A 24,430-nucleotide genomic window follows, 5' to 3' on the forward strand; every position below is an offset into this window, starting at 1 on the left:
GGCTAGATCGCATTTCGCAGGCTGAGGTTTTCCGGGTGCGGTTGCAGGTAGGCCTGCTGCGCGATGTAGCGGTCCGGGTGTTGGCGAAAGTGGTGCTTGAGCAGGGTCAGTGGCACCACCAGCGGCACGATGCCTTGGCGGTACTGACCGATGACGGTCTGCATTTCCTGCTTGTCGTCGGCACTGATGACTTGTTTGAGGTAACCGCTGATGTGTTGCAGCACATTGGTGTGGGTGCCGCGGGTGGCGCATTGGCTCAGGCCGGTCATCAGGTCGCTGAAGTAACAGGCGGCCAATTCATCAAGGTGGGTCTCTTTGGTCATGCTGCCCAGCAGGTGGCCGAGACTTTTGTAGTGCGCCGGGCTGTGGGCCATCAACAGGTATTTGTAGCGTGAATGGAAGGCCAGCAGGCGATGGCGGGTCAGGCCTTCAGCCAGCTGCTTTTGCCAATCGGCGTAAACGAAGACGCGGGTCAGGAAGTTTTCCCGAAGCACCGGGTCATTCAATCGACCGTCTTCTTCCACCGGCAGATTGGGGTGACGCGCGCAAAAGGCTTGGGCGTAGATGCCGCGCCCGCCACCGTCGACTGGGGTGCCGTTGTCGCGGTAGACCTTGACCCGCTCCAGGCCGCACGAGGGTGACTTTTGCATGAAAATGTAACCGCAAAGGTCGGTGTGTTCCGACGCCATCTGCTGGCCGTAATCGTCCAGCGGCTGGGTGACGTTCAGTTCGCGGTGCACCGTGCCGACGGCTTGCGGGTGGGCCGGGTCACCCACCAGGCGGATCGGTTCGCGGGGAATGCCCAGGCCGATGGCAACCTCGGGGCACAACGGCACGAAGTCGAAATAGTCGGCGAGGGTCTGGCTGCACAGCAGGGATTGTTTATGGCCGCCGTTGAAGCGCACGTTCTCGCCCAGGAGGCAGGCGCTGATGGCGATCTTTGGTTTGGTGGTGCTGGACATAAACGAACCTCTGCAAGATTCCTGTACAAGGCTGAAATCTTGTACAACTAAATCCCATCATAGATTCGATGCTGTACAAGTCAAATTGTTTGTACAAGTTTTTTGCAGGACCCTTATTTCCAGCCGATTTTCCAAGCGTCGGCGTTTTGCAGGGTCTGCCAGGCGAAGCGTTCGGCGCGTCGGGTCATGACGGCTTGCAGTTCGATTTCCAGCACGACACCTTCTTCATCCCGAAACAGTTCGGTGACCAAAAAGTGTTTTTCTTTGTTGCGAGGATGAGCTGCTGTCCATTTCGACAGCAGCAATTTAGCCGGATTGATGCGGTTCATTGCAGGTGTTCGATCAAGCGACGCGCGGCTTCCTGGCCACTGAGCCACGCCCCTTCGACCCGGCCTGACAGGCACCAGTCGCCACATACGTAGAGGCCCAGATCAGCGTCGGCCAGCACGCCGAATTCGTGGCTGCTGGACGGTCGTGCATAGAGCCAGCGGTGCGCCAGGCTGAAAGACGGCGCTGGCATGGCGCTGTGCAGCAATTCGGCGAAGGCGCCGTGCAGGTGTTCTATCACCGCCTCTTTGGACAGGTCCAGATGGTCCCGACTCCACGCACTGGTGGCATGCAGTATCCAGGTGTCGAGGAGGGTGTCGCGTCCCGGCTTGCTGCGGTTGCGTGCCAGCCAATCGAGGGGACTGTCTTGGACGAAACAGCCTTCCATCGGTGTATCCAGGGGCTTATCGAAGGCCAGGGCGATGGCCCAGGTCGGGTCCATCTTCACGCCGGCGGCGGCACTGGCCAACTTAGGTGCGGCAGCCAGCAGGGCGGTAGCCTGGGGCGCTGGGGTGGCGATGATCACGTGGCTGAACGGGCCGTGATTTTCGCCGTCGGCATCCAACAGATTCCAGTGCTGTTTACCCTGGAACACCTCGGTGATACGGCAACCGAATTCCACCGGCAGGTCGTCGAGCAGGGCGCGGGTGATCGCGCTCATGCGCGGCGTGCCGACCCAACGGATCTGTTCATCGGGCGAGGGGGTGAGTTGGCCGGATTTGAAGTTGTACAGCTGGGGTTCCCATTGCTCGGCCCAGCCGTTGCTTTGCCAGCGTTGTACTTCGTTGACGAAGCGCCGGTCGCGCGCGGTGAAATATTGCGCGCCCATGTCCAGTGAGCCGGCATCGCTGCGCTTGCTGGACATGCGGCCACCACTGCCGCGGCTTTTATCGAAGAGTTGTACAACGTGCCCCGCGTCTCGTAACGCTCGGGCGGCGGAGAGACCGGCGATGCCGGTGCCGATGATCGCGATGGGAACAGTCATGGGAGGCCTCGTTTTACCGTTGGGTACAGACTACGCCGACACCAATAGCTGTACAATATTGTTTTTTGGTATAAGTTTTGGCTTACCTGTTCTTACGGCGTGACCTATTGTTAAAGCAGAGGCTTAATTCAACGTTACGCCCGCTGCTTATAAAATAGACCAGTGAGGGGCGGCGAACGTTACATGAGGAAGATCCCATGCACATTTTGCTGACCGGCGGTACTGGCCTGATCGGCCGCCAACTCTGCCAACACTGGCTTGCGCAGGGGCATCGGCTGACGGTGTGGAGTCGTCAGCCGGAACAGGTTGCCAAGCGATGCGGCGCTCAAGTCGCAGGCGTCGAACACCTGCAACAGGTGATCGGCCCGGTGGATGCGGTCATTAATCTGGCCGGCGCGCCCATTGCTGATCGCCCCTGGACCCACAAGCGCAAGGCGTTGTTGTGGAGCAGCCGCATCAGTCTGACTGAAACCTTGCTGGCATGGCTTGAAGGTCTGGAGCAAAAACCAGCGGTGTTGATTTCCGGTTCAGCGGTCGGCTGGTACGGCGACGGCGGCGAGCGGGAATTAACCGAAGCCAGCGGCCCGGTGCAGGACGATTTCCCCAGCCAGTTGTGTATCGCCTGGGAAGAAACCGCCCAGCGCGCCGAAGCCTTGGGCATTCGTGTCGTGTTGGTGCGTACCGGCCTGGTGCTGTCGGCCGAGGGCGGCTTTTTGTCGCGGCTGTTGCTGCCCTTCAAACTGGCGCTGGGCGGGCCGATTGGCAATGGTCGGCAGTGGATGCCGTGGGTGCATATCCAGGATCAAATCGCCCTGATTGATTTTCTTCTGCACAAGCCGGATGCCCGTGGTCCTTATAATGCCTGCGCGCCACACCCAGTACGCAATCGCGAATTTGCGAAAACCCTGGGCCAGGTGCTGCACCGTCCAGCGTTCATGCCGATGCCGGCCTTTGCATTGAAGGTGGGCCTGGGCGAGTTGTCTGGACTGTTGCTGGGTGGGCAGAAGGCGGTGCCCGAGCGCTTGCTGGCCGCCGGTTTCACTTTCCAGTTCACTGAGTTGCGCGCGGCCTTGGACGACTTGTCCAGCCGCCTCTAGAGATAGGATGTTGCATGACGGATCACGCGTTGTTACTGGTCAACCTGGGCTCGCCAAAGTCCACTTCGGTGGCCGATGTGCGCAGTTACCTCAATCAGTTCCTGATGGACCCTTATGTGATCGACCTGCCGTGGCCGGTGCGGCGCTTGCTGGTGTCGCTGATCCTGATCAAGCGCCCCGAGCAGTCGGCCCACGCCTACGCATCCATCTGGTGGGATGAAGGTTCGCCGTTGGTGGTACTCAGTCGTCGTTTGCAGCAGCAGATGACTTCGCAGTGGACCCAAGGCCCGGTGGAGTTGGCGATGCGCTATGGCGAACCGTCCATTGAAAGCGTGCTGACCCGCCTCGCCGCCCAGGGCATTCGCAAAGTGACCTTGGCGCCGTTGTACCCGCAGTTTGCCGACAGCACCGTGACCACGGTGATTGAAGAGGCCAAGCGGGTTGTACGTGATAAGAAGCTGAGCGTGCAGTTCTCGATCTTGCAGCCGTTCTATGACCAGCCGGAATACCTCGACGCCCTCGCGGCGAGTGTCCGCTCCTATGTGGAGCAGGATTATGATCACCTGCTGCTGAGCTTCCACGGCCTGCCTGAGCGTCATCTGACCAAACTCGACCCGACAGGCCAGCACTGCTTCAAGGATGCCGACTGCTGCAAGAACGCCTCGCCGGAGGTGTTGAAAACCTGCTACCGCGCGCAATGCTTCAGCGTCGCTCGCGATTTTGCCGAGCGCCTGGGCTTGCCTGAGGGCAAGTGGTCGGTGGCGTTCCAATCTCGGCTAGGTCGGGCGAAGTGGATCGAACCCTACACTGAAGCCCGGCTCGAGGCGTTGGCCCAGCAAGGTGTGAAAAAGCTGCTGGTGATGTGCCCGGCGTTTGTCGCCGACTGCATCGAGACCCTGGAGGAAATCGGCGATCGCGGGTTGGAGCAGTTCCGCGAGGCCGGGGGGGAGGAGTTGGTGCTGGTGCCGTGCCTGAATGATGACCCGCAGTGGGCGCAGGCGCTCAATACCTTGTGCGAACGGGCGCCGGTTGCACTGTAATTGAACCTGACGCGGTCTAAATGTGGGAGCGAGCAAGCTTGCTCCCACATTTTGTCAGGTTTACAGGTTAAGGGTCAGGCTGACGCTGAGATTGCGCGGCTCACCGGGGTTGATCCAATAGTTGCTGTAGGACCGCTCGTAGTACTTCTCATCAAACAGGTTGTTGAGGTTCAGGCCTACCGTGACAGTCTCCGTAGCCTTGTAATGGGCCAGCAGATCAACGGTGTGATAGGCCGGTAGCTCAAACTGCGTGCCGGCCTCACCGGAACGATCGCCCACATAGGTGAACGCTGCGCCCAGGTCCGAGCCGCGCAACGCGCCATCCTGAAACTCATACACGCCCAAAAGACTGCCGCTGCGCTTGGCCACGCCAAGGATGCGGCTGCCGGCCGGAATGGCTTTTTCGCCTTTAGTCACTTCAGCGTCGATGTAGGCAAACGCGCCAATCACCCGTACGGCATCGGTCACTTGCCCGGTCAGTTGCAAGTCAAAACCCTGGCTGCGCGCCTTGCCCACGGCGCGGTTGAGGTTAGTGGCCGGGTCCAGGGTCAGCACGTTTTCCTTTTCGATATGGAACGCGGCGAGGGTGGCGCTGAGGCGGTCGTCGAACAGCTCGCTCTTGATCCCAACTTCATAGCCCACGCCTTCTTCCGGCTTGAAGGATTTGTTGTTGGCATCCAGGCCACTGTTAGGCTTGAACGAGGTGGAGGCATTGGCAAACACCCCGACTTGCGGCGTGAGCTGATACAGCAGGCCGGCGCGTTGGGTAAAGGCGTCGTGGGTCTGCTTGCTCTTGGCGTGGTTGCGGGTGAAGTCGTCGATGCTCTGCTCGAAATGCTCGAAGCGCGCACCGACCATGCCGCGCAGGCGGTCAGTGAAGATGATCTGGTCTTGCAGGTTCAGCGCGTGGCTTTTGGTCTGTTCGAAGAAGTCGGTACCCGAGCGCGCGCCGTTGGGTTTGGGCTGGCCGTAGACCGGGCGGTAGATATCGATGGCGTACGGGCTGCCGGCGATGGCGGTCACGCGTTCTTTCTTGCGGTAATCCTCGTATTCAGTGCCGACCAGCAATTCGTGCTGCCAACTGCCAATGTCGAACAGGCCGCGCAGTTCCAGCTGGGTAATGCTGTCGTGCCAACCCGTCGAGCGTTCGCGGTAGCGGCGGTTGACGGTGTGGCCGTCGGCGTTCAGTGCGCGGTTTTCCGAGGCGTCGCCCCACAGGCTGCCTTGCTTGTAGTGGCTGGCCAGGCGCAGTTTCCAGGCGTCGTTGAGGTGATGTTCGAGGGTCGCCTGAATGCGGTTGTTGTGGTTGTCGATGTCGCCGTCGTTCGGTTCGCCGAGGAAGGTGGAGCGGGATATACCGGGGGCGTCGACGATGCCACGGTCGAAGGTGGAGCTGTGGCGCACGAATTCGCTTTCCACCAGCAGGCTGGTGTCCGGGTCCAATTGCCAACTGAACGAAGGCGCGACGAATACCCGCTTGCTCTGCACGTGGTCGCGGAAGCTGTGGTTGTCTTCCACCGCCAGGTTGACCCGCGTCAGTACCTTGCCTTCGCTGTCCAGCGGGGTGTTGACGTCCAAGGCAGTGCGATAACGGTCCCAACTGCCGGCGCTGGTTTGCAGGGTGGTGAACGCTTCAGGCTGGGGCTTCTTGGTGACGATGTTCACGGTGCCGCCGGGATCACCGCGGCCGTACAAACTGGCGGCGGGGCCCTTGAGCACTTCGATGCGTTCGATGTTCGCCGCGTCCGGTGTGCTGGGGTAGCCACGGTTGGCGCTGAAACCATCCTGATAGAACTCTGACGTGGTGAAGCCGCGCACGCTGTATTCGTAGAGGGTCAGGCCACCGAAGTTGTTCTGCTTGGACACGCCGCCGGCAAATTCCAGGGCGCGTTCCACGTTGTTGCTGCCCAGGTCTTTGAGCACTGTGGCAGGAATTACGCTGATGGATTGGGGGATGTCACGAATCGCGGTGTCGGTTTTTGTCGCGCTGGCGGAACGGGTGGCGCGGTAGCCTTTGACGGGGCCGGTGGCGGACTCATAAGCGTCGGTGGTGACGCTGATGGCGTCGAGTTCCAGGGTGTTGTCTTCGGCGTAGGCGGGGTCGAGCAGCAAACCCAAGGCCAGGCCAGCCAAGGGGGCGATTCTTCGAGACGGCATGATAGAGCGTTCCAATAGCGATATTGAAACAATATAACATGACCAATGAGAATGGATTACTTTGAAACATCAACTTACAGATGCCCGCGAACGGGCACCTGGACGAGGCGCTTTATTCCTCTTCTTTGACCGGCGCCGGCGGTGGACGCAAACCGATTTCCGCCAGTAACTTGATCTCCTTACCATTGCGCATCACCTGGATCGCCACCTTGTCGGTCGGCTTGATCCGCGCCACCTGGTTCATCGACTTGCGGCCATCACCTGCCGGTTCACCATTGATGCTGAGGATCACATCCCCTAGTTGCAGGCCGGCTTTCTGCGCCGGGCCGTCGCGGAAGATCCCGGCGACCACGATGCCTGGGCGTCCGGTCAAGCCAAACGACTCGGCCAGTTCCTTGGTCAACGGCTGTACTTCAATCCCCAGCCAGCCACGGATCACCTGGCCGTGCTCGATGATCGACTTCATCACTTCCATCGCCAGCTTCACCGGGATCGCAAAACCAATGCCCTGTGAGCCGCCGGACTTGGAGAAAATCGCTGTGTTGATACCGGTCAGGTTGCCATTGGCATCCACCAGCGCACCGCCGGAGTTGCCCGGGTTGATCGCTGCGTCGGTCTGGATGAAGTCTTCGTAGCTGTTGAGGCCCAACTGATTACGCCCGGTGGCGCTGATAATGCCCATGGTCACGGTCTGGCCCACACCGAACGGGTTGCCGATGGCCAATGCCACATCACCGACGCGCAAACCATCGGAACGGCCGAGGGTGATGGACGGCAGGCTTTTCAGGTCGATCTTGAGTACCGCGAGGTCGGTTTCCGGGTCGCTGCCCACCACGCGGGCCAGGGTTTCGCGACCGTCACGCAGGGCCACTACGATCTGGTCGGCGCCGGTGGTCACGTGGTTGTTGGTGAGGATGTAGCCTTCAGGGCTCATGATCACGCCCGAACCCAGGCTGGATTCCATGCGCCGCTGCTTCGGCCCGTTGTCGCCGAAGTAGCGGCGGAACTGCGGGTCTTCAAACAGTGGATGCGCCGGTTTATTGATGACCTTGGTCGTGTACAGGTTGACCACCGCCGGGGCGGCGATGGTGACCGCGTCGGCATAAGTCACCGGGCCTTGCACCACCGCGCTGGTCTGCGGCGCCTGTTGCAGGTTCACATCCAGGCTTGGCAGGCCCACCAGCTCGGGGTAACGCTGAATAATCAGCATCGCGATCAGCACGCCAGCCAACAATGGCCATCCAAAAAAACGCAGCGCCTTGAGCATCAATAAGTCCTGACAGGTTGCAGGGGGCGGGAGAGCGCCCATAATGTCGCGCATTATACGAGGCTGTGACGCCTGCGAACGGGATATTTAGGAGTCTTTTATGGCCGTCCCCCTTACCACCCTCGTCGAGGAAGCGGACCGCTACCTCGGCAGCGCCAAAATTGTCGATTATTGCCCCAATGGCCTGCAAGTCGAGGGCCGCCCGCAAGTGATGCGCATCGTCAGTGGCGTGACCGCAAGCCAAGCCCTGCTGGACGCGGCCGTCGAAGCCCAGGCCGATCTGATCCTGGTACACCACGGCTATTTCTGGAAAGGCGAAAACCCCTGCATCACCGGCATGAAGCAGCGTCGCCTCAAGACCCTGCTCAAGCACGACATCAGCCTGTTGGCCTACCACCTGCCGCTGGACCTGCACCCCGACGTCGGCAACAACGTGCAACTTGCCCGTCAACTCGACATCACCGTCGAAGGCCCGTTGGACCCGAGCAACCCCAAGATCGTCGGCCTGGTCGGCTCCCTCGCCGAGCCCTTGTCGCCCCGTGATTTCGCGCGCCGCGTGCAGGAAGTCATGGGCCGCGAACCGCTGCTGATCGAAGGCAGCGACATGATCCGCCGCGTCGGCTGGTGCACCGGCGGTGGCCAGGGCTACATCGACCAGGCGATTGCCGCTGGCGTCGACCTGTACCTGAGCGGCGAAGCCTCCGAGCAGACCTTCCACAGCGCCCGCGAAAACGACATCAGCTTCATCGCCGCCGGCCACCACGCCACCGAGCGCTACGGCGTACAGGCCCTGGGCGATTACCTGGCGCGGCGCTTTGCCCTGGAGCATCTGTTCATCGACTGCCCCAACCCGATTTGAGGGCCAAACCTGGGGGCATATTCATATACCGTTTCGATCTAGATGGCTCCCTGAATAGAAGCAGGTGCTGTGCTAGCATGCCCCGCTCGAACACGGCCCGCTGGCCGTCCATAAGATCGTTTTTCCGTGAGTAACCATGGTCGACAAACTGACGCATCTGAAACAGCTGGAGGCGGAAAGCATCCACATCATCCGCGAGGTCGCCGCCGAGTTCGACAACCCGGTGATGCTCTACTCGATCGGTAAAGACTCCGCCGTGATGCTGCACCTGGCACGCAAGGCCTTCTTCCCGGGCAAACTGCCGTTCCCGGTGATGCACGTCGACACCCGCTGGAAATTCCAGGAGATGTACAAGTTCCGCGACAAGATGGTCGAGGAGCTGGGCCTGGACTTGATCACCCACGTGAACCCGGACGGCGTGGCGCAGGGCATCAATCCCTTCACCCACGGCAGTGCCAAGCACACCGACATCATGAAGACCGAAGGCCTCAAGCAGGCGTTGGACAAACATGGTTTCGACGCCGCTTTCGGCGGTGCCCGTCGCGATGAAGAGAAATCCCGCGCCAAAGAGCGCGTGTATTCGTTCCGCGACAGCAAACACCGCTGGGACCCGAAAAACCAGCGTCCCGAGCTGTGGAACGTCTACAACGGCAACGTCAACAAGGGCGAGTCGATCCGTGTGTTCCCGCTGTCCAACTGGACTGAGCTGGACATCTGGCAGTACATCTACCTTGAAGGCATCCCGATCGTGCCGCTGTACTTCGCCGCCGAGCGTGAAGTGATCGAGAAGAACGGCACGTTGATCATGATCGACGACGACCGCATCCTCGAGCACCTGTCCGACGAAGACAAAGCCCGAATCGTCAAAAAGAAAGTACGTTTCCGTACCCTTGGCTGCTACCCGTTGACGGGCGCGGTGGAGTCCGAAGCCGAGACGCTGACGGACATCATTCAGGAAATGCTCCTGACGCGAACTTCCGAGCGCCAGGGCCGTGTCATCGACCACGATGGTGCAGGCTCGATGGAAGATAAAAAACGTCAAGGCTATTTCTAAGGGGCTGTCATGTCGCATCAATCTGATTTGATCAGCGAGGACATCCTCGCCTACCTGGGCCAGCACGAGCGCAAGGAAATGTTGCGCTTCCTGACCTGCGGCAACGTCGACGACGGCAAGAGCACCCTGATTGGGCGCCTGCTGCACGACTCCAAGATGATCTACGAAGATCACCTGGAAGCCATCACCCGCGATTCGAAGAAGTCCGGCACCACCGGCGATGATATCGACCTGGCGCTGCTGGTTGACGGCCTGCAGGCCGAGCGTGAGCAAGGCATCACCATCGACGTGGCCTACCGCTACTTCTCCACCGCCAAGCGCAAATTCATCATCGCCGACACCCCCGGCCATGAGCAGTACACCCGCAACATGGCCACCGGTGCCTCCACCTGTGACCTAGCGATCATCCTGATCGATGCGCGCTACGGCGTGCAGACCCAGACCCGTCGCCACAGCTTTATCGCCTCGTTGCTGGGCATCAAGCACATCGTGGTGGCCGTCAACAAGATGGACATCAACGGCTTCGATCAGAGCGTCTTCGAGCAGATCAAGGCCGATTACCTGAAGTTCGCCGACGGTATCGCGTTCAAACCGAGCACCCTGGCGTTTGTGCCAATGTCGGCGCTCAAGGGCGACAATGTGGTGAACAAGAGCGAGCGTTCGCCTTGGTACACCGGGCAGTCGCTGATGGAGATCCTCGAAACCGTCGAGATCGCCAACGACCGCAACTACACCGACCTGCGGTTCCCGGTGCAGTACGTGAACCGTCCGAACCTGAACTTCCGTGGTTTCGCCGGCACCCTGGCCAGCGGCATCGTGCACAAGGGCGACGAAGTCGTGGTGCTGCCGTCGGGCAAGAGCAGCCGCGTCAAATCCATCGTCACCTTTGAAGGTGAGTTGGAACACGCCGGCCCAGGCCAAGCCGTGACCCTGACCATGGAAGATGAGATCGATATCTCCCGTGGCGACCTGCTGGTACACGCCGACAACGTGCCGCAAGTGACCGACGCCTTCGACGCCATGCTGGTGTGGATGGCCGAAGAGCCGATGCTGCCGGGCAAGAAATACGACATCAAGCGCGCCACCAGCTACGTGCCGGGTTCCATCACCAGCATCGTGCACCGCATGGATGTGAACACCCTGGCCGAAGGTCCGGCGAGTTCGCTGCAACTGAACGAAATTGGCCGGGTCAAGGTCAGCCTCGACGCCGCCATCGCCCTGGACGGTTACGACAGCAACCGCACCACTGGCGCGTTCATTGTTATCGACCGTTTGACCAACGGCACCGTGGCAGCGGGCATGATCATCGCGCCGCCGGTCACCCACGGCAGCTCGGCGCAACACGGCAAGCTGGCTCACGTCGCCACCGAAGAACGCGCGCTGCGCTTTGGCCAGCAACCGGCCACCGTGTTGTTCAGTGGCCTGTCGGGCGCGGGCAAGAGCACCTTGGCCTACGCGGTTGAGCGCAAGCTGTTCGACATGGGCCGTGCGGTGTTCGTGCTCGATGGCCAGAACCTGCGTCACGACCTTAACAAAGGCTTGCCGCAGGACCGGGCTGGGCGTACCGAGAACTGGCGTCGTGCCGCTCACGTGGCGCGTCAGTTCAACGAAGCGGGCCTGCTGACCCTGGCCGCGTTTGTGGCGCCGGATGCCGAAGGCCGTGAACAGGCCAAGGCGCTGATTGGCAGTGATCGTTTGCTGACCGTCTACGTGCAAGCGTCGCCGTTGGTGTGCGCCGAGCGTGATCCGCAGGGCCTGTACGCGGCGGGTGGGGATAACATCCCTGGCGAATCCTTCCCGTACGACGTGCCGTTGAATGCCGACCTGGTGATCGACACCCAGGCCTTGTCGTTGGAAGAAAGCGTCAAGCAAGTGCTAGAGCTGTTGCGTCAGCGCGGCGCGATCTAAAGATCGCAGCCACAAAAAAGCCCGCCATCGAGTGATCGATGGCGGGCTTTTTCATGAATTATCGAGGGTACTGGGTATGCAGCTTTTCCAGTAATGCATCCTTGTCTTCCCACAACCGGTTGATCCAACCCTGGAACGCCGTCCGGTACTCCCCATCCTGCTCATAATTCTTGCCAATGAACGCGGCCGGGATCTGCACTTCTTCAAACTGCACCACAACGTCCTGCACATTCCCGCACAGCAAATCCCAATACCCAGGGCGACCGGCGGGGTAGTGAATGGTCACATTGACCAATGACTTCAACTGCTCACCCATCGCATCCAGCACAAACGCAATGCCACCGGCTTTAGGCTTGAGCAGATAACGGAACGGCGACTTTTGCTGTGCATGCTTGCCCGGGGTAAACCGCGTGCCTTCGGCAAAGTTGAAAATGCCCACCGGGTTGTCGCGAAACTTCGCACAGGTCTTGCGGGTGGTTTCCAGGTCCTTGCCTTTCTTTTCCGGGTGTTTTTCCAGGTAGGCCTTGGTGTAGCGCTTCATGAACGGAAAGCCCAGAGCCCACCATGCCAGGCCAATCACCGGCACCCATATCAGCTCCTGTTTCAGGAAGAACTTCAGCGGACGAACCCGCCGGTTCAGCACGTATTGCAGCACCATGATGTCGACCCAGCTCTGGTGGTTGCTGGTCACCAGGTACGAGTGCTGATAGTCCAGCCCCTCCAGGCCGGTGAGGTGCCAGCGCGTGCGCCGCACCAGGTTCATCCAGCCCTTGTTGTTGGTCACCCAGGCTTCATGGGTGTGGTTCATCAGCCATTCGCTGAAGCGCTTGGCAAACGGCAACGCCTTGAACAGCGCCACGATAAACAGGAACGAGCACAACAGGATCGTGTTCAGTGCCAACAACAACGAAGCGATCACCCCGCGCACGGCGGCAGGTAGAAAATCCAGCATTTAGATATCCATAGGTCGGTTGGCGGCTTGGATCGCGGTGAGCGCGATGGTGTACACGATGTCGTCTACCTGGGCGCCGCGCGGCAGGTCGTTGACCGGTTTGCGCAGGCCTTGGAGCATTGGCCCCAGGCTCACGCAATCGGCGCTGCGCTGCACGGCTTTGTGCGTGGTGTTGCCGGTGTTGAGGTCGGGGAACACGAACACCGTGGCCTTGCCGGCGACCTGGCTGTTGGGCGCCAGTTGCCGCGCGACGTTTTCGTTGGCGGCGGCGTCGTATTGCAGCGGCCCGTCGATCAGCAACGAGCTTTGCTGTTCGTGGGCGAGCAGGGTGGCTTCGCGGACTTTCTCCACTTCCTCGCCGCTGGCCGAGTCGCCGCTGGAATAGCTGATCATTGCCACGCGTGGCGTGATGCCGAATGCCGCCGCCGAGTCGGCACTTTGCAACGCGATCTCCGCCAATTCGGCGGCGCTTGGGTGCGGGTTCATCACGCAGTCGCCGTACACCAGCACCTGCTCGGGGAACAGCATGAAGAACACCGACGACACCAGCGTGCAGCCCGGCGCCGTTTTAATCAGCTGCAGGGCAGGGCGGATGGTATTGGCGGTGGAGTGGATAACGCCGGAGACCAGGCCGTCCACTTCGTCCAGCGCGAGCATCATGGTGGCGATCACCACGGTGTCTTCCAGCTGCTGCTCGGCCATCGGCGCGTTGAGGCTCTTGCTCTTGCGCAGCGCGACCATCGGCTCGACGTAGCGCTGGCGGATCAGGTCCGGGTCGAGAATCTCCAGGCCTTCGGGCAATTCGATGCCCTGGGCGCGGGCGACCGCTTCCACGTCCGCCGGTTTGGCCAGCAGCACGCAGCGCGCAATGCCCCGCGCCTGACAGATCGCGGCGGCTTGCACGGTCAGCGGCTCGCTGCCTTCGGGCAATACAATGCGTTTGTTGGCGGCCTGGGCGCGCTGGATCAACTGATAGCGGAACACCGCCGGCGACAGGCGCATCTCCCGTGGCGTGCCGCAACGCTGATGCAACCAGCGCGCATCCAGATGGCTGGCGACGAAATCGGTGATGATCTCCGCACGTTCGCGGTCATCAATCGGGATTTCCTTGTTGAGGCTGTTGAGCTGGTTCGCCGTGTCGTAGGAACCGGTGCTCACCGACAACACCGGCAGCCCGGCTTGGAACGCGCCACGGCATAACTCCATGATGCGCGGGTCGGGTAGGGTGTCGCTGGTCAGCAACAGGCCGGCCAGGGGCACGCCGTTGATCGCGGCGAGGCTGACGGCGAGGATGATGTCGTCGCGGTCGCCGGGGGTCACCACCAGTACGCCGGGCTTGAGCAGCTCCACGGTGTTGCGCATGGTACGGGCGCAGATGATGATCTTGGTCATGCGCCGGGTTTCGTAGTCGCCGGCGTTGAGGATCTGCGCGCCCATCAGGTCGGCCACGTCACGGGTGCGCGGGGCGTTGAGTTCGGGCTGGTAGGGAATGCAGCCGAGCAGGCGGAAATCGCCGCTGCGCAACAGGGGCGAATGCTCTTTGAGGCGCGCCGCGAAGGCTTCCATGCTTTCGTCGGTGCGCACCTTGTTGAGGATCACGCCGAGCACTTTCGGGTCTTTCGGCCCGCCGAACAGTTGGGCCTGCAATTCCACGCGCCCGGAGAGTTCGGTGAGCACTTCGTTTTCCGGGGCCGAGACCAGGATCACTTCCGCATCCAGGCTCTTGGCCAGGTGCAGGTTGACCCGCGCCGCATAGCTGGCGCTGCGGGTCGGCACCATGCCTTCGACGATCAGTACGTCCTTGCCCACGGCGGCTTGTTGGTACAGCGTGATGATTTCTTCGAGCAGTTCGTCGAGCTGGCCGTCGCCGAGCATGCGCTCCACGTGGGCCAGGCCCAGGGGCTGTGGCGGCTTGAGGCCATGGGTGCGCGCCACCAGTTCGGTGGAACGCTCGGGGCCGGTATCGCCGGGGTGTGGTTGGGCAATCGGCTTGAAGAACCCGACTTTCAGCCCGGCCCGCTCAAGGGTACGCACCAGCCCCAGGCTGATGGAGGTCAGACCCACACCAAAATCGGTGGGCGCGATAAAAAAAGTCTGCATGCGAATTCTCTGAAGGTGCATGGCTTCGGTGAGGCTCTATGGTTGAACGTCTACCGGGAATCAGGCGCCAAGGTTATCGTTATTCGTGTGCTTGCGCACACCAGCCGCAGGCAAAGGGCTGGCCTATTTTTTCAAGGCGTTGCGCGGGGTCGAGTACCCAGGCGCGGGACTGCCAGGGTGGCTGGTGACGCAGGTGCTGGGTGTGGCCACAGGACAGCTCCGCAACCCAGTGCTGGTCGTCATCCTGATGGAACCCGATGATGAAGGATGCCGTTGATCGGTCCCGTCTGTCCGGGTTCTGTTCGCTTTCGGGCAAATCCTTGTTTAGACTTGTCCGTTCTTCATTCTTATGCAAAAGGTCTCGCCCCATGACGATCGCCGCTAACAAGGCTGTCTCCATCGACTATACCCTGACCAACGACGCTGGTGAGGTCATCGACAGCTCCGCCGGCGGCGCGCCGCTGGTCTACCTGCAAGGCGCAGGTAACATCATCCCAGGCCTGGAAAAGGCACTGGAAGGCAAGAACGTCGGTGATGAACTGACCGTTGCCGTAGAACCTGAAGATGCCTATGGCGAGTACTCGGCCGAACTGGTCAGCACCCTGAGCCGCAGCATGTTCGAAGGCGTTGACGAGTTGGAAGTGGGCATGCAGTTCCACGCTTCCGCGCCGGACGGCCAAATGCAGATCGTGACTATCCGTGATCTGGACGGCGACGACGTGACCGTCGACGGCAACCACCCACTGGCTGGCCAGCGCCTGAACTTCCAAGTGAAGATCGTTGCCATCCGCGACGCTTCCCAGGAAGAAGTGGCCCACGGCCACGTCCACGGTGAAGGCGGTCACCAGCACTGATTGATGTAGTGATCAGTTGCTAGCAAAAACGCCCCGACTGGTTCGGGGCGTTTTTTTGTGCCCAAAGAATGTACGCAGTCCAAATGTGTGCGAGCAAGCCCACACAAACAAAAATGCCCCGGACCTTTCGGTACGGGGCATTTCTTAACTGTTTCGCGACCTGGGTCGCGTTGCAGTTGTTACCACTTAGGCAGCAGCAGGAACGCTCAAAGCCTTGATGTGGCCATTCAGGCGGCTCTTATGACGAGCGGCCTTGTTCTTGTGGATGATGCCTTTATCGGCCATGCGGTCGATAACTGGCACAGCCAGAACGTAAGCTGCTTGAGCTTTTTCAGCGTCTTTGGTGTCGATGGCTTTAACTACATTCTTGATGTAGGTACGAACCATGGAACGCAGGCTGGCGTTGTGGCTGCGACGCTTCTCAGCCTGTTTTGCACGTTTTTTGGCGGAAGGTGTGTTGGCCACCGTCGAGCTCCTCGAAAGACTTTTTAGGAAATAGCAAACAAAATAGGCCGCGAATCATGCCGATGACTTGATGGGTTGTCAAGGGCGGCTGATGCGAACTGCTGAGTGGTCGATCTGAAGAGGCGGGTGATTTATTTCCGGCGCTTGACCTGTAAACTCGCGAGCTTTGGCTCTGTGCTGTTGCAGGCGCGCAGTATCGCATAAGTAGGCGCTTTGTTCGCCTGCTCTTTATCTAAAGGCGCAAACTCTTTCAATGAATCTGCTCAAATCGTTGGCCGCCGTCAGCTCTATCACGATGATCTCCCGGGTTCTGGGGTTTGTGCGCGACACGCTGCTGGCGCGTATTTTCGGCGCCAGCATGGCCACGGATGCCTTCTTTATTGCCTTTAAACTGCCCAACCTGCTACGGCGGATCTTTGCCGAAGGCGCGTTTTCCCAGGCCTTCGTGCCGATCCTGGCCGAATACAAGACCCAGCAGGGCGAAGAAGCCACCCGCACCTTTATTGCCTACGTCTCAGGCCTGTTGACCCTTGTTTTGATGCTGGTGACCGTCCTCGGCATGCTCGCCGCGCCCTGGGTGATCTGGGCCACGGCGCCCGGTTTTGCCAATACACCGGAAAAATTTGCGCTGACCACCGACCTGCTGCGGGTGACCTTTCCTTATATATTGCTGATCTCCCTGTCTTCCTTGGCCGGTGCGATCCTCAACACCTGGAACCGTTTCTCGGTGCCGGCCTTCGTGCCGACCCTGCTAAACGTCAGCATGATCATCTTCGCGCTATTCCTCACGCCTTACTTCGATCCACCGGTGATGGCCCTGGGCTGGGCCGTACTGGCCGGCGGCCTGGCGCAATTGCTCTACCAACTGCCGCACCTGAAAAAGATCGGCATGCTTGTGCTGCCGCGCCTGAACCTCAAGGACACCGGCGTATGGCGCGTGATGCGCAATATGCTGCCGGCGATCCTCGGCGTGTCGGTCAGCCAGATTTCCCTGATCATCAATACGGCGTTCGCCTCGCTGCTGGTGTCCGGCTCGGTGTCGTGGATGTACTACGCCGACCGTCTGATGGAGTTACCGTCTGGCGTGCTGGGCGTGGCGTTGGGCACGATTCTGCTGCCGACCCTGGCGCGCACCTACGCCAGCAAGGATCGCCAGGAGTATTCACGCATTCTGGACTGGGGCCTGCGCCTGTGCTTTGTATTGGTACTGCCATGTGCCCTGGCGCTGGGGATCCTGGCCGAGCCGTTGACCGTGTCGCTGTTTCAATACGGCCAGTTCGATGCCCATGACGCCTTGATGACCCAGCACGCGCTGGTCGCCTATTCCGTCGGCCTGCTTGGCATTATCGTGATCAAAGTGCTGGCTCCCGGCTTCTATGCCCAGCAGAACATCCGTACGCCGGTGAAAATCGCGATATTCACGCTGATCGTCACGCAACTGCTCAACCTGGTGTTTATCGGCCCGCTGGCCCACGCCGGCCTGGCCCTGGCGATCAGTGCGGGTGCGTGCATCAACGCCGGGCTGTTGTTTTACCAATTGCGTAAGCAGCAGATGTTCCAGCCGCAGCCAGGCTGGGGCCTGTTTGCCCTCAAGTTGCTGGTGGCTGTGGCGATGATGTCGGCCGTGCTGCTGGGTCTGATGCACTTCATGCCAGCGTGGGATGAAGGCCAAATGCTGGAGCGCTTCATGCGTCTTGGCGTGTTGGTCGTCGCGGGCGTGGTGGTGTACTTCGGGATGTTGCTGCTGCAGGGCTTCCGCCTGCGGGATTTCAATCGCAAGTCCCTGGGTTAGAGAGTTTGCCGCGATAAAACCGTTGTTTTATCGATTCGATCCATTTGGCCTGTGCTGTTGCCTGTCGTCCGGGGCCGGGTGTGGTTATAATCGACCACTTTATGAGCAAGAAGCGCGTTATGCAGCTGGTTCGAGGTCTCCACAACCTGCGCCCCGAGCATCGGGGCTGCGTCGCCACTATTGGCAACTTTGACGGTGTTCACCGTGGCCACCAGGCTATCCTGGCTCGGCTGCGCGAACGCGCGGTCGAGTTGGGCGTGCCCAGCTGCGTGGTGATTTTCGAGCCACAGCCGCGGGAATACTTCACCCCCGAAACCGCGCCAGCCCGCCTGGCCCGCCTGCGGGACAAGCTGCAATTGCTGGCTGAAGAGGGCGTGGACCGTGTCCTCTGCCTGGCCTTCAACCAGCGTTTGCAAAGCCTGAGCGCTGCCGAGTTCGTCGACCGTATCCTGGTCGATGGCCTGGGCGTGCAGCATTTGGAGGTCGGTGACGATTTCCGCTTCGGTTGCGACCGTGTCGGGGATTTCGATTTCCTGCAACACGCGGGCGTCAACCAGGGTTTTACCGTCGAAGCCGCGCAAACCGTCGAACTGGACGGCCTGCGCGTGAGCAGTACCCAGGTGCGTAACGCCCTGGCTGCTGCCGACTTCGCCTTGGCCGAGCGTTTGCTCGGTCGCCCGTTCCGCATTGCCGGGCGGGTCCTGCACGGCCAGAAGCTGGCGCGCCAATTGGGCACGCCAACCGCCAACGTGCAACTCAAGCGCCGTCGTGTGCCGCTGACCGGGGTCTACCTGGTGAGTGTCGACATCGACGGCCAATCGTGGCCCGGAGTCGCCAACATAGGCGTCAGGCCCACGGTTGCAGGTGATGGCAAGGCCCACCTGGAAGTACACCTGCTGGATTTTGCCGGTGATCTGTATGACCGGCGTTTGACGGTGGTTTTCCACCAGAAGCTGCGTGAAGAGCAGCGTTTCGCCTCCCTTGAGGCGTTGAAAACGGCGATCAATGCGGATGTCGCCGCCGCCCGTGCACTAGCCGCACCTAGCGCCCATCGCTAACCGAAGAGCCTTAAATGACCGACTATAAAGCCACGCTAAACCTTCCGGACACCGCCTTCCCAATGAAGGCCGGCCTGCCACAGCGCGAACCGCAGATCCTGCAGCGCTGGGACAGTATTGGCCTGTACGGAAAGTTGCGCGAAATTGGCAAGGATCGTCCGAAATTCGTCCTGCACGACGGCCCTCCTTATGCCAACGGCACGATTCACATCGGTCATGCGCTGAACAAGATTCTCAAGGACATGATCCTGCGCTCGAAAACCCTGTCGGGCTTCGACGCGCCGTACGTACCGGGTTGGGACTGCCACGGCCTGCCGATCGAACACAAAGTCGAAGTGACCTACGGCAAGAACCTGGGCGCGGATAAAACCCGCGAACTGTGCCGTGCCTACGCCACCGAGCAGATCGAAGGGCAGAAGTCCGAATTCATCCGCCTGGGCGTGCTGGGCGAGTGGGACAACCCCTACAAGACCATGAACTTCAAGAACGAGGCCGGGGAAATCCGTGCCTTGGCCGAGATCGTCAAGGGCGGTTTCGTGTTCAAGGGCCTCAAGCCCGTGAACTGGTGCTTCGACTGCGGTTCGGCCTTGGCTGAAGCCGAAGTCGAGTACGAAGACAAGAAGTCCTCGACCATCGACGTGGCCTTCCCGATCGCCGACGACGCCAAGCTGGCCGAGGCCTTTGGCCTCTCTTCGCTGGCCAAGCCGGCCGCCATCGTGATCTGGACCACCACCCCGTGGACCATCCCGGCCAACCAGGCGCTGAACGTGCACCCGGAGTTCACCTACGCCCTGGTGGACGTTGGTGACCGCCTGCTGGTACTCGCTGAAGAAATGGTCGAGTCCTGCCTGGCCCGCTACGAGCTGCAAGGTTCGGTCATCGCGACCACCACCGGCTCCGCGCTGGAGCTGATCAACTTCCGCCACCCGTTCTATGACCGTCTGTCGCCGGTGTACCTGGCTGACTACGTTGAGCTGGGTTCGGGTACAGGCGTGGTTCACTCCGCCCCTGCCTATGGCGTGGACGACTTCGTGACCTGCAAAGCCTACGGCATGGTCAACGATGACATCCTCAACCCGGTGCAAAGCAATGGCGTGTATGTACCGTCGCTGGAGTTCTTCGGCGGCCAGTTCATCTTCAAGGCCGATCAGCCGATCATCGAAAAGCTGCGTGAAGTCGGTGCGCTGATGCAAACCGCCACCATCCAGCACAGCTACATGCACTGCTGGCGCCACAAGACCCCGCTGATCTACCGCGCCACCGCGCAGTGGTTCATCGGCATGGACAAAGAGCCCACCAGCGGCGACACCCTGCGTGTGCGCTCGCTCAAAGCCATCGAGGACACTAAGTTCGTCCCGGCCTGGGGCCAGGCGCGCCTGCACTCGATGATCGCCAACCGTCCGGACTGGTGCATCTCCCGTCAGCGTAACTGGGGCGTGCCGATCCCGTTCTTCCTGAACAAGGAAAGCGGCGAGCTGCACCCACGTACCGTCGAACTGATGGAACAAGTGGCCCAGCGCGTTGAACAGGAAGGCATCGAAGCCTGGTTCAAGCTGGACGCCGCCGAACTGCTGGGTGACGAAGCGCCGCAGTACGACAAGATCAGCGACACCCTCGACGTGTGGTTCGACTCGGGTACTACCCACTGGCACGTGCTGCGTGGTTCGCACCCGATGGGTCACGAGACCGGCCCGCGTGCCGACCTGTACCTGGAAGGCTCCGACCAACACCGTGGCTGGTTCCACTCGTCGTTGCTGACCGGTTGCGCCATCGACAACCACGCGCCGTACCGCGAACTGCTGACCCACGGCTTCACCGTCGACGAGACGGGCCGCAAGATGTCCAAGTCGCTGAAGAACGTGATCGAGCCGAAAAAGATCAACGACACCCTGGGCGCCGACATCATGCGCCTGTGGGTTGCGTCGACCGACTATTCGGGCGAAATCGCCGTATCGGACCAGATCCTGGCCCGCAGCGCCGATGCCTACCGCCGCATCCGTAATACCGCACGCTTCCTGCTGTCGAACCTGACCGGTTTCAACCCGGCCACCGACATCCTGCCGGCCGAGGACATGCTTGCCCTCGACCGTTGGGCCGTGGACCGTACCTTGTTGCTGCAACGCGAGTTGCAGGAAAACTACGGCGAATACCGCTTCTGGAACGTGTACTCGAAGATTCACAACTTCTGCGTGCAGGAGCTGGGTGGTTTCTACCTCGACATCATCAAGGACCGCCAGTACACCACCGGCGCCAACAGCAAGGCTCGCCGCTCGGCGCAGACCGCGCTGTATCACATCTCCGAAGCGCTGGTGCGCTGGATCGCACCGATCCTGGCCTTCACCGCCGACGAACTGTGGGAATACCTGCCGGGCGAGCGTAACGAGTCCGTGATGTTCAACACCTGGTACGAAGGCCTGACCGAATTGCCGGCCGACTTCGAACTGGGTCGCGAGTACTGGGAAGGCGTGATGGCCGTGAAGGTTGCGGTGAACAAGGAGCTGGAAGTGCAGCGTGCGGCCAAGGCCGTCGGTGGCAACCTGCAAGCCGAAGTCACCCTGTTCGCCGAAGAAGGCCTGACCGCCGACCTGGCCAAGCTGAGCAATGAACTGCGCTTCGTGCTGATCACCTCCACCGCGAGCCTGGCGCCATTCGCCCAGGCCCCGGCGGACGCGGTCGCCACCGAAGTGCCAGGCCTCAAGCTCAAAGTGGTCAAGTCGGCCTTCCCTAAGTGCGCCCGTTGCTGGCACTGCCGTGAAGACGTCGGCGTGAACCCTGAGCATCCGGAAATCTGTGGTCGCTGCGTCGACAACATCTCGGGTGCCGGTGAGGTTCGCCACTATGCCTGATGCCAGCCGTTTCGGACGTCTGGGCTGGCTCGTACTGAGTCTGCTGGTTCTGGTCATTGACCAGGTCAGCAAGGCTCATTTCGAAGGCTCCCTGCAGATGTTCCAGCAGATTGTGGTGATCCCGGATTACTTCAGCTGGACCCTGGCCTACAACACCGGTGCCGCTTTCAGCTTTTTGGCTGATGGCGGTGGCTGGCAGCGCTGGCTGTTCGCCCTGATCGCCGTGGTGGTCAGTGCGGTGCTGGTGGTGTGGCTCAAGCGTCTTGGTCGCGATGACACCTGGCTGGCTGTCGCCTTGGCCCTGGTGTTGGGCGGCGCGCTGGGCAACCTGTACGACCGCATCGCCCTTGGCCATGTGATCGACTTTATCCTGGTGCATTGGCAGAACCGCTGGTACTTCCCGGCGTTCAACTTTGCCGACAGCGCCATCACCGTCGGTGCAATCATGCTGGCGTTGGACATGTTCAAAAGTAAGAAAACCGGAGAGACCGTCAATGACTGATCAGGTATTGGCTGAGCAACGCATCGGCCAGAACACGGAAGTCACTTTGCATTTCGCACTGCGCCTGGAGAATGGCGACACGGTCGACAGCACGTTCGACAAAGCCCCGGCCACCTTCAAGGTCGGCGATGGCAACCTGCTACCGGGTTTCGAAGCGGCCCTGTTCGGCTTCAAGGCCGGCGACAAGCGCACCCTGCAGATCCTGCCGGAAAACGCCTTTGGTCAGCCCAACCCGCAAAATGTGCAGATCATCCCGCGTTCGCAGTTCCAGGACATGGACCTGTCGGAAGGCCTGTTGGTGATCTTCAATGATGCGGCGAATACCGAACTGCCCGGTGTGGTGAAAACCTTCGATGACGCGCAAGTGACCATCGACTTCAACCACCCGTTGGCCGGTAAAACCTTGACCTTTGATGTTGAAATCATCGACGTTAAAGCGATCTGATCAACGACGCGGTTAAAAATGTGGGAGCGGGCTTGCTCGCGAATGCGGTGGGTCAGTCAACAGATTTATTTACTGACCCACCGCATTCGCGAGCAAGCCCGCTCCCACCTTTGATCTCTATTGTCAGGTGGGTTAGCGTCTAGCTTGAACCCAAGTGGCTGCAAGACACGAGGCACAGCATGCAAATCAAACTCGCCAACCCCCGTGGCTTCTGCGCCGGCGTGGACCGGGCGATCGAAATCGTCAACCGCGCCCTGGAAGTCTTCGGGCCGCCGATTTACGTGCGTCATGAAGTCGTCCATAACAAATTCGTGGTCGAAGACCTGCGCGCGCGTGGCGCGATCTTTGTCGAAGAGCTGGACCAGGTGCCGGACGACGTCATTGTCATCTTCAGCGCCCACGGTGTTTCCCAGGCTGTGCGTACCGAAGCGGCGGGCCGTGGCCTCAAAGTTTTTGATGCCACCTGCCCGCTGGTGACCAAGGTGCATATCGAAGTCGCGCGCTACAGCCGTGACGGTCGAGAGTGCATCCTGATCGGTCATGCCGGCCACCCGGAAGTCGAAGGCACCATGGGCCAGTACGACGCCAGCAATGGCGGGGCGATTTACCTGGTGGAGGACGAAAAAGACGTCGCCAACCTGCAGGTACACAACCCCGAGCGCTTGGCATTCGTGACCCAGACCACCTTGTCGATGGACGACACCAGCCGCGTGATCGACGCGCTGCGCAGCCGCTTCCCGGCCATTGGTGGGCCACGCAAAGACGACATCTGCTACGCCACTCAAAACCGACAGGACGCGGTCAAGCAACTGGCCGATGAGTGCGATGTGGTCTTGGTTGTCGGCAGCCCCAACAGCTCCAACTCCAACCGGTTGCGTGAGTTGGCGGAACGTATGGCAACTCCGGCGTACCTGATAGACGGCGCCGAAGACATGCAGCGCAGCTGGTTCGATGGCGTCGAGCGTATTGGTATCACGGCAGGTGCTTCGGCCCCGGAAGTGCTGGTGCGCGGCGTTATCCAGCAGCTGCACGCCTGGGGTGCCACCGGTGCCGACGAACTGGCTGGGCGCGAAGAGAACATCACCTTCTCTATGCCCAAGGAACTGCGGGTTCGCTCGCTGCTCTGAGTGCCTGTGTGCCGGAGTCACTCCGGCACAACGCCTGCTCGGCACGCTCGCTGCGCAGGCTGATGCGTCCGCTGGGCGCCAGTACGACCTGATACAGGCTCTGCGCCTGGTCCGTGGTGCAAACATGCACAGTGCCCGCGCGAAAACCTCCCCCTGAAAACACCGGTTCGCCCAATCCGCTGAAGCGCACCTGGCTCTTGACCGGCCCATTGCCGACTATCGGTACACGACCGTTATCCTGGTGTTCCCGCAGCACGGGGTTGTCGTCATCCAGGTGGCCGCGTCCGCTCACATCCACAATGACCCGCCAGCCCTGGCTCCAGTCTTCTTCCCGTGCATGAATGACCACCGGCTGGTTACGGGCGATGGCTTCAGAGCGCGCGTAGCGCAGGCCTGCGGTCAAGGACTGTGCCGCGCTGTGTCGCTGTCGTGATTCCAGCAATCCCTTGAAATTCGGGGTTGCCAGGCTGGCCAGGATGCCGCTCACGATCAGCCCGAGCAGCAGTTCAATCAGGGTGAAACCTTGTTGGCGCATGTATCGTCCCTCCTTGGATTCAGGTGCAGTCCTAGGTATAGCGCCCCGTGCGTTACGCCGAATGATGGCCTTCATGTCCAAAGTATTTCCCTTTGTTC

22 protein-coding genes are annotated in these 24,430 nt (G+C 60.7%); 12 read left to right on the plus strand and 10 right to left on the minus strand.

What is annotated here, in order from left to right:
* Positions 1–2: 2 nt before the first annotated feature.
* From ACP7EW_RS08885 to ACP7EW_RS08895, 3 genes are all read right to left on the minus strand, one after another.
* Positions 3–962: a YbgA family protein gene (locus tag ACP7EW_RS08885; RefSeq protein WP_426216558.1), complete on the minus strand. Its 960-nt coding sequence runs from the start codon at positions 960–962 to the stop codon at positions 3–5.
* Positions 963–1,075: 113 nt separating this feature from the next.
* On the minus strand, positions 1,076–1,291 hold the full coding sequence (locus ACP7EW_RS08890) for a TIGR02450 family Trp-rich protein (protein WP_033896978.1): 216 nt from the start codon (positions 1,289–1,291) through the stop codon (positions 1,076–1,078).
* Positions 1,288–2,274: an NAD(P)/FAD-dependent oxidoreductase gene (locus ACP7EW_RS08895; RefSeq protein WP_426216560.1), complete on the minus strand. Its 987-nt coding sequence runs from the start codon at positions 2,272–2,274 to the stop codon at positions 1,288–1,290. Before ACP7EW_RS08895 ends, ACP7EW_RS08890 begins: the two co-directional genes overlap by 4 nt.
* Positions 2,275–2,471: 197 nt before the next feature.
* On the opposite strand from ACP7EW_RS08895, the gene ACP7EW_RS08900 reads away from it, so the two are divergent.
* Complete coding sequence (locus ACP7EW_RS08900; RefSeq protein WP_426216562.1) at positions 2,472–3,371, plus strand: TIGR01777 family oxidoreductase; 900 nt, start codon at positions 2,472–2,474, stop codon at positions 3,369–3,371.
* A 14-nt stretch (positions 3,372–3,385) separates the two neighbouring features.
* On the plus strand, positions 3,386–4,411 hold the full coding sequence (gene hemH, locus ACP7EW_RS08905; protein ID WP_426216564.1) for a ferrochelatase: 1,026 nt from the start codon (positions 3,386–3,388) through the stop codon (positions 4,409–4,411).
* A 60-nt stretch (positions 4,412–4,471) separates the two neighbouring features.
* Here the strand turns inward: hemH and ACP7EW_RS08910 are convergent, their stop codons facing one another.
* Together ACP7EW_RS08910 and algW are read right to left on the minus strand one after the other, a co-directional pair.
* Positions 4,472–6,568 carry a TonB-dependent siderophore receptor gene (locus ACP7EW_RS08910; protein WP_426216566.1) on the minus strand — a complete coding sequence of 699 codons (2,097 nt, stop codon included), beginning with the start codon at positions 6,566–6,568 and terminating at the stop codon, positions 4,472–4,474.
* Between the two features lie 112 nt (positions 6,569–6,680).
* Positions 6,681–7,835 (minus strand): Do family serine endopeptidase AlgW, encoded by a 1,155-nt coding sequence (algW, locus tag ACP7EW_RS08915; protein WP_028618771.1) that lies wholly within the window; start codon positions 7,833–7,835, stop codon positions 6,681–6,683.
* 100 nt (positions 7,836–7,935) lie between these two features.
* Between algW and ACP7EW_RS08920 the strand changes: the two genes are divergently transcribed.
* From ACP7EW_RS08920 to cysN, 3 genes are all read left to right on the plus strand, one after another.
* Entirely contained in the window at positions 7,936–8,694 is a 759-nt protein-coding gene (locus ACP7EW_RS08920; RefSeq protein WP_426216569.1) for a Nif3-like dinuclear metal center hexameric protein, read from the plus strand.
* A gap of 136 nt (positions 8,695–8,830) precedes the next feature.
* Positions 8,831–9,748, plus strand: coding sequence for a sulfate adenylyltransferase subunit CysD (gene cysD / locus ACP7EW_RS08925; protein ID WP_005784641.1), 918 nt, complete (start codon positions 8,831–8,833; stop codon positions 9,746–9,748).
* 9 nt (positions 9,749–9,757) lie between these two features.
* Positions 9,758–11,656, plus strand: a complete 1,899-nt coding sequence (gene cysN / locus ACP7EW_RS08930; protein ID WP_426216570.1) for a sulfate adenylyltransferase subunit CysN — start codon at positions 9,758–9,760, stop codon at positions 11,654–11,656.
* A 58-nt stretch (positions 11,657–11,714) separates the two neighbouring features.
* Here the strand turns inward: cysN and ACP7EW_RS08935 are convergent, their stop codons facing one another.
* From ACP7EW_RS08935 to ACP7EW_RS08945, 3 genes are all read right to left on the minus strand, one after another.
* Positions 11,715–12,608, minus strand: a complete 894-nt coding sequence (locus ACP7EW_RS08935; RefSeq protein ID WP_061435268.1) for an acyltransferase — start codon at positions 12,606–12,608, stop codon at positions 11,715–11,717.
* Positions 12,609–14,708 (minus strand): phosphate acetyltransferase, encoded by a 2,100-nt coding sequence (gene pta, locus ACP7EW_RS08940; RefSeq protein WP_033896986.1) that lies wholly within the window; start codon positions 14,706–14,708, stop codon positions 12,609–12,611.
* 79 nt (positions 14,709–14,787) lie between these two features.
* A complete protein-coding gene (locus ACP7EW_RS08945; protein ID WP_033896987.1) occupies positions 14,788–15,078 on the minus strand; it encodes a DUF3565 domain-containing protein in 291 nt (96 codons plus the stop codon).
* Here ACP7EW_RS08945 and ACP7EW_RS08950 point away from each other — a divergent pair.
* Positions 15,077–15,562, plus strand: coding sequence for an FKBP-type peptidyl-prolyl cis-trans isomerase (locus tag ACP7EW_RS08950; RefSeq protein ID WP_016976314.1), 486 nt, complete (start codon positions 15,077–15,079; stop codon positions 15,560–15,562). The two genes, ACP7EW_RS08945 and ACP7EW_RS08950, sit on opposite strands and share 2 nt — an antisense overlap.
* A 186-nt stretch (positions 15,563–15,748) precedes the next feature.
* On the opposite strand, the gene rpsT is transcribed toward ACP7EW_RS08950, so the two are convergent.
* A complete protein-coding gene (gene rpsT / locus ACP7EW_RS08955) occupies positions 15,749–16,027 on the minus strand; it encodes a 30S ribosomal protein S20 (RefSeq protein ID WP_003188401.1) in 279 nt (92 codons plus the stop codon).
* 253 nt (positions 16,028–16,280) lie between these two features.
* On the opposite strand from rpsT, the gene murJ reads away from it, so the two are divergent.
* The 6 genes from murJ (at position 16,281) to ispH (ending at position 23,797) form a co-directional block, all read left to right on the plus strand.
* Complete coding sequence (gene murJ / locus ACP7EW_RS08960) at positions 16,281–17,819, plus strand: murein biosynthesis integral membrane protein MurJ (protein WP_033896988.1); 1,539 nt, start codon at positions 16,281–16,283, stop codon at positions 17,817–17,819.
* A gap of 119 nt (positions 17,820–17,938) precedes the next feature.
* The gene (ribF, locus tag ACP7EW_RS08965; RefSeq protein ID WP_010213269.1) at positions 17,939–18,877 is read left to right on the plus strand and encodes a bifunctional riboflavin kinase/FAD synthetase; all 939 of its coding nucleotides are present in this window, start codon (positions 17,939–17,941) and stop codon (positions 18,875–18,877) included.
* Between the two features lie 14 nt (positions 18,878–18,891).
* On the plus strand, positions 18,892–21,723 hold the full coding sequence (gene ileS, locus ACP7EW_RS08970; RefSeq protein WP_426216574.1) for an isoleucine--tRNA ligase: 2,832 nt from the start codon (positions 18,892–18,894) through the stop codon (positions 21,721–21,723).
* A complete protein-coding gene (lspA, locus tag ACP7EW_RS08975; protein WP_016976310.1) occupies positions 21,716–22,225 on the plus strand; it encodes a signal peptidase II in 510 nt (169 codons plus the stop codon). The genes ileS and lspA overlap by 8 nt, the downstream gene beginning before the upstream one ends.
* A gap of 7 nt (positions 22,226–22,232) precedes the next feature.
* Positions 22,233–22,670 (plus strand): FKBP-type peptidyl-prolyl cis-trans isomerase, encoded by a 438-nt coding sequence (gene fkpB, locus ACP7EW_RS08980; protein ID WP_173390393.1) that lies wholly within the window; start codon positions 22,233–22,235, stop codon positions 22,668–22,670.
* A gap of 179 nt (positions 22,671–22,849) precedes the next feature.
* The gene (ispH, locus tag ACP7EW_RS08985) at positions 22,850–23,797 is read left to right on the plus strand and encodes a 4-hydroxy-3-methylbut-2-enyl diphosphate reductase (RefSeq protein WP_025856583.1); all 948 of its coding nucleotides are present in this window, start codon (positions 22,850–22,852) and stop codon (positions 23,795–23,797) included.
* On the opposite strand, the gene ACP7EW_RS08990 is transcribed toward ispH, so the two are convergent.
* Positions 23,760–24,332 carry a GspH/FimT family pseudopilin gene (locus tag ACP7EW_RS08990; protein WP_426216576.1) on the minus strand — a complete coding sequence of 191 codons (573 nt, stop codon included), beginning with the start codon at positions 24,330–24,332 and terminating at the stop codon, positions 23,760–23,762. The two genes, ispH and ACP7EW_RS08990, sit on opposite strands and share 38 nt — an antisense overlap.
* Positions 24,333–24,430 lie beyond the last annotated feature (98 nt).

Origin of the sequence: Pseudomonas sp. DWRC2-2 (genome assembly GCF_049897885.1) — a bacterium.
Lineage (GTDB): Bacteria > Pseudomonadota > Gammaproteobacteria > Pseudomonadales > Pseudomonadaceae > Aquipseudomonas > Aquipseudomonas azotoformans_A.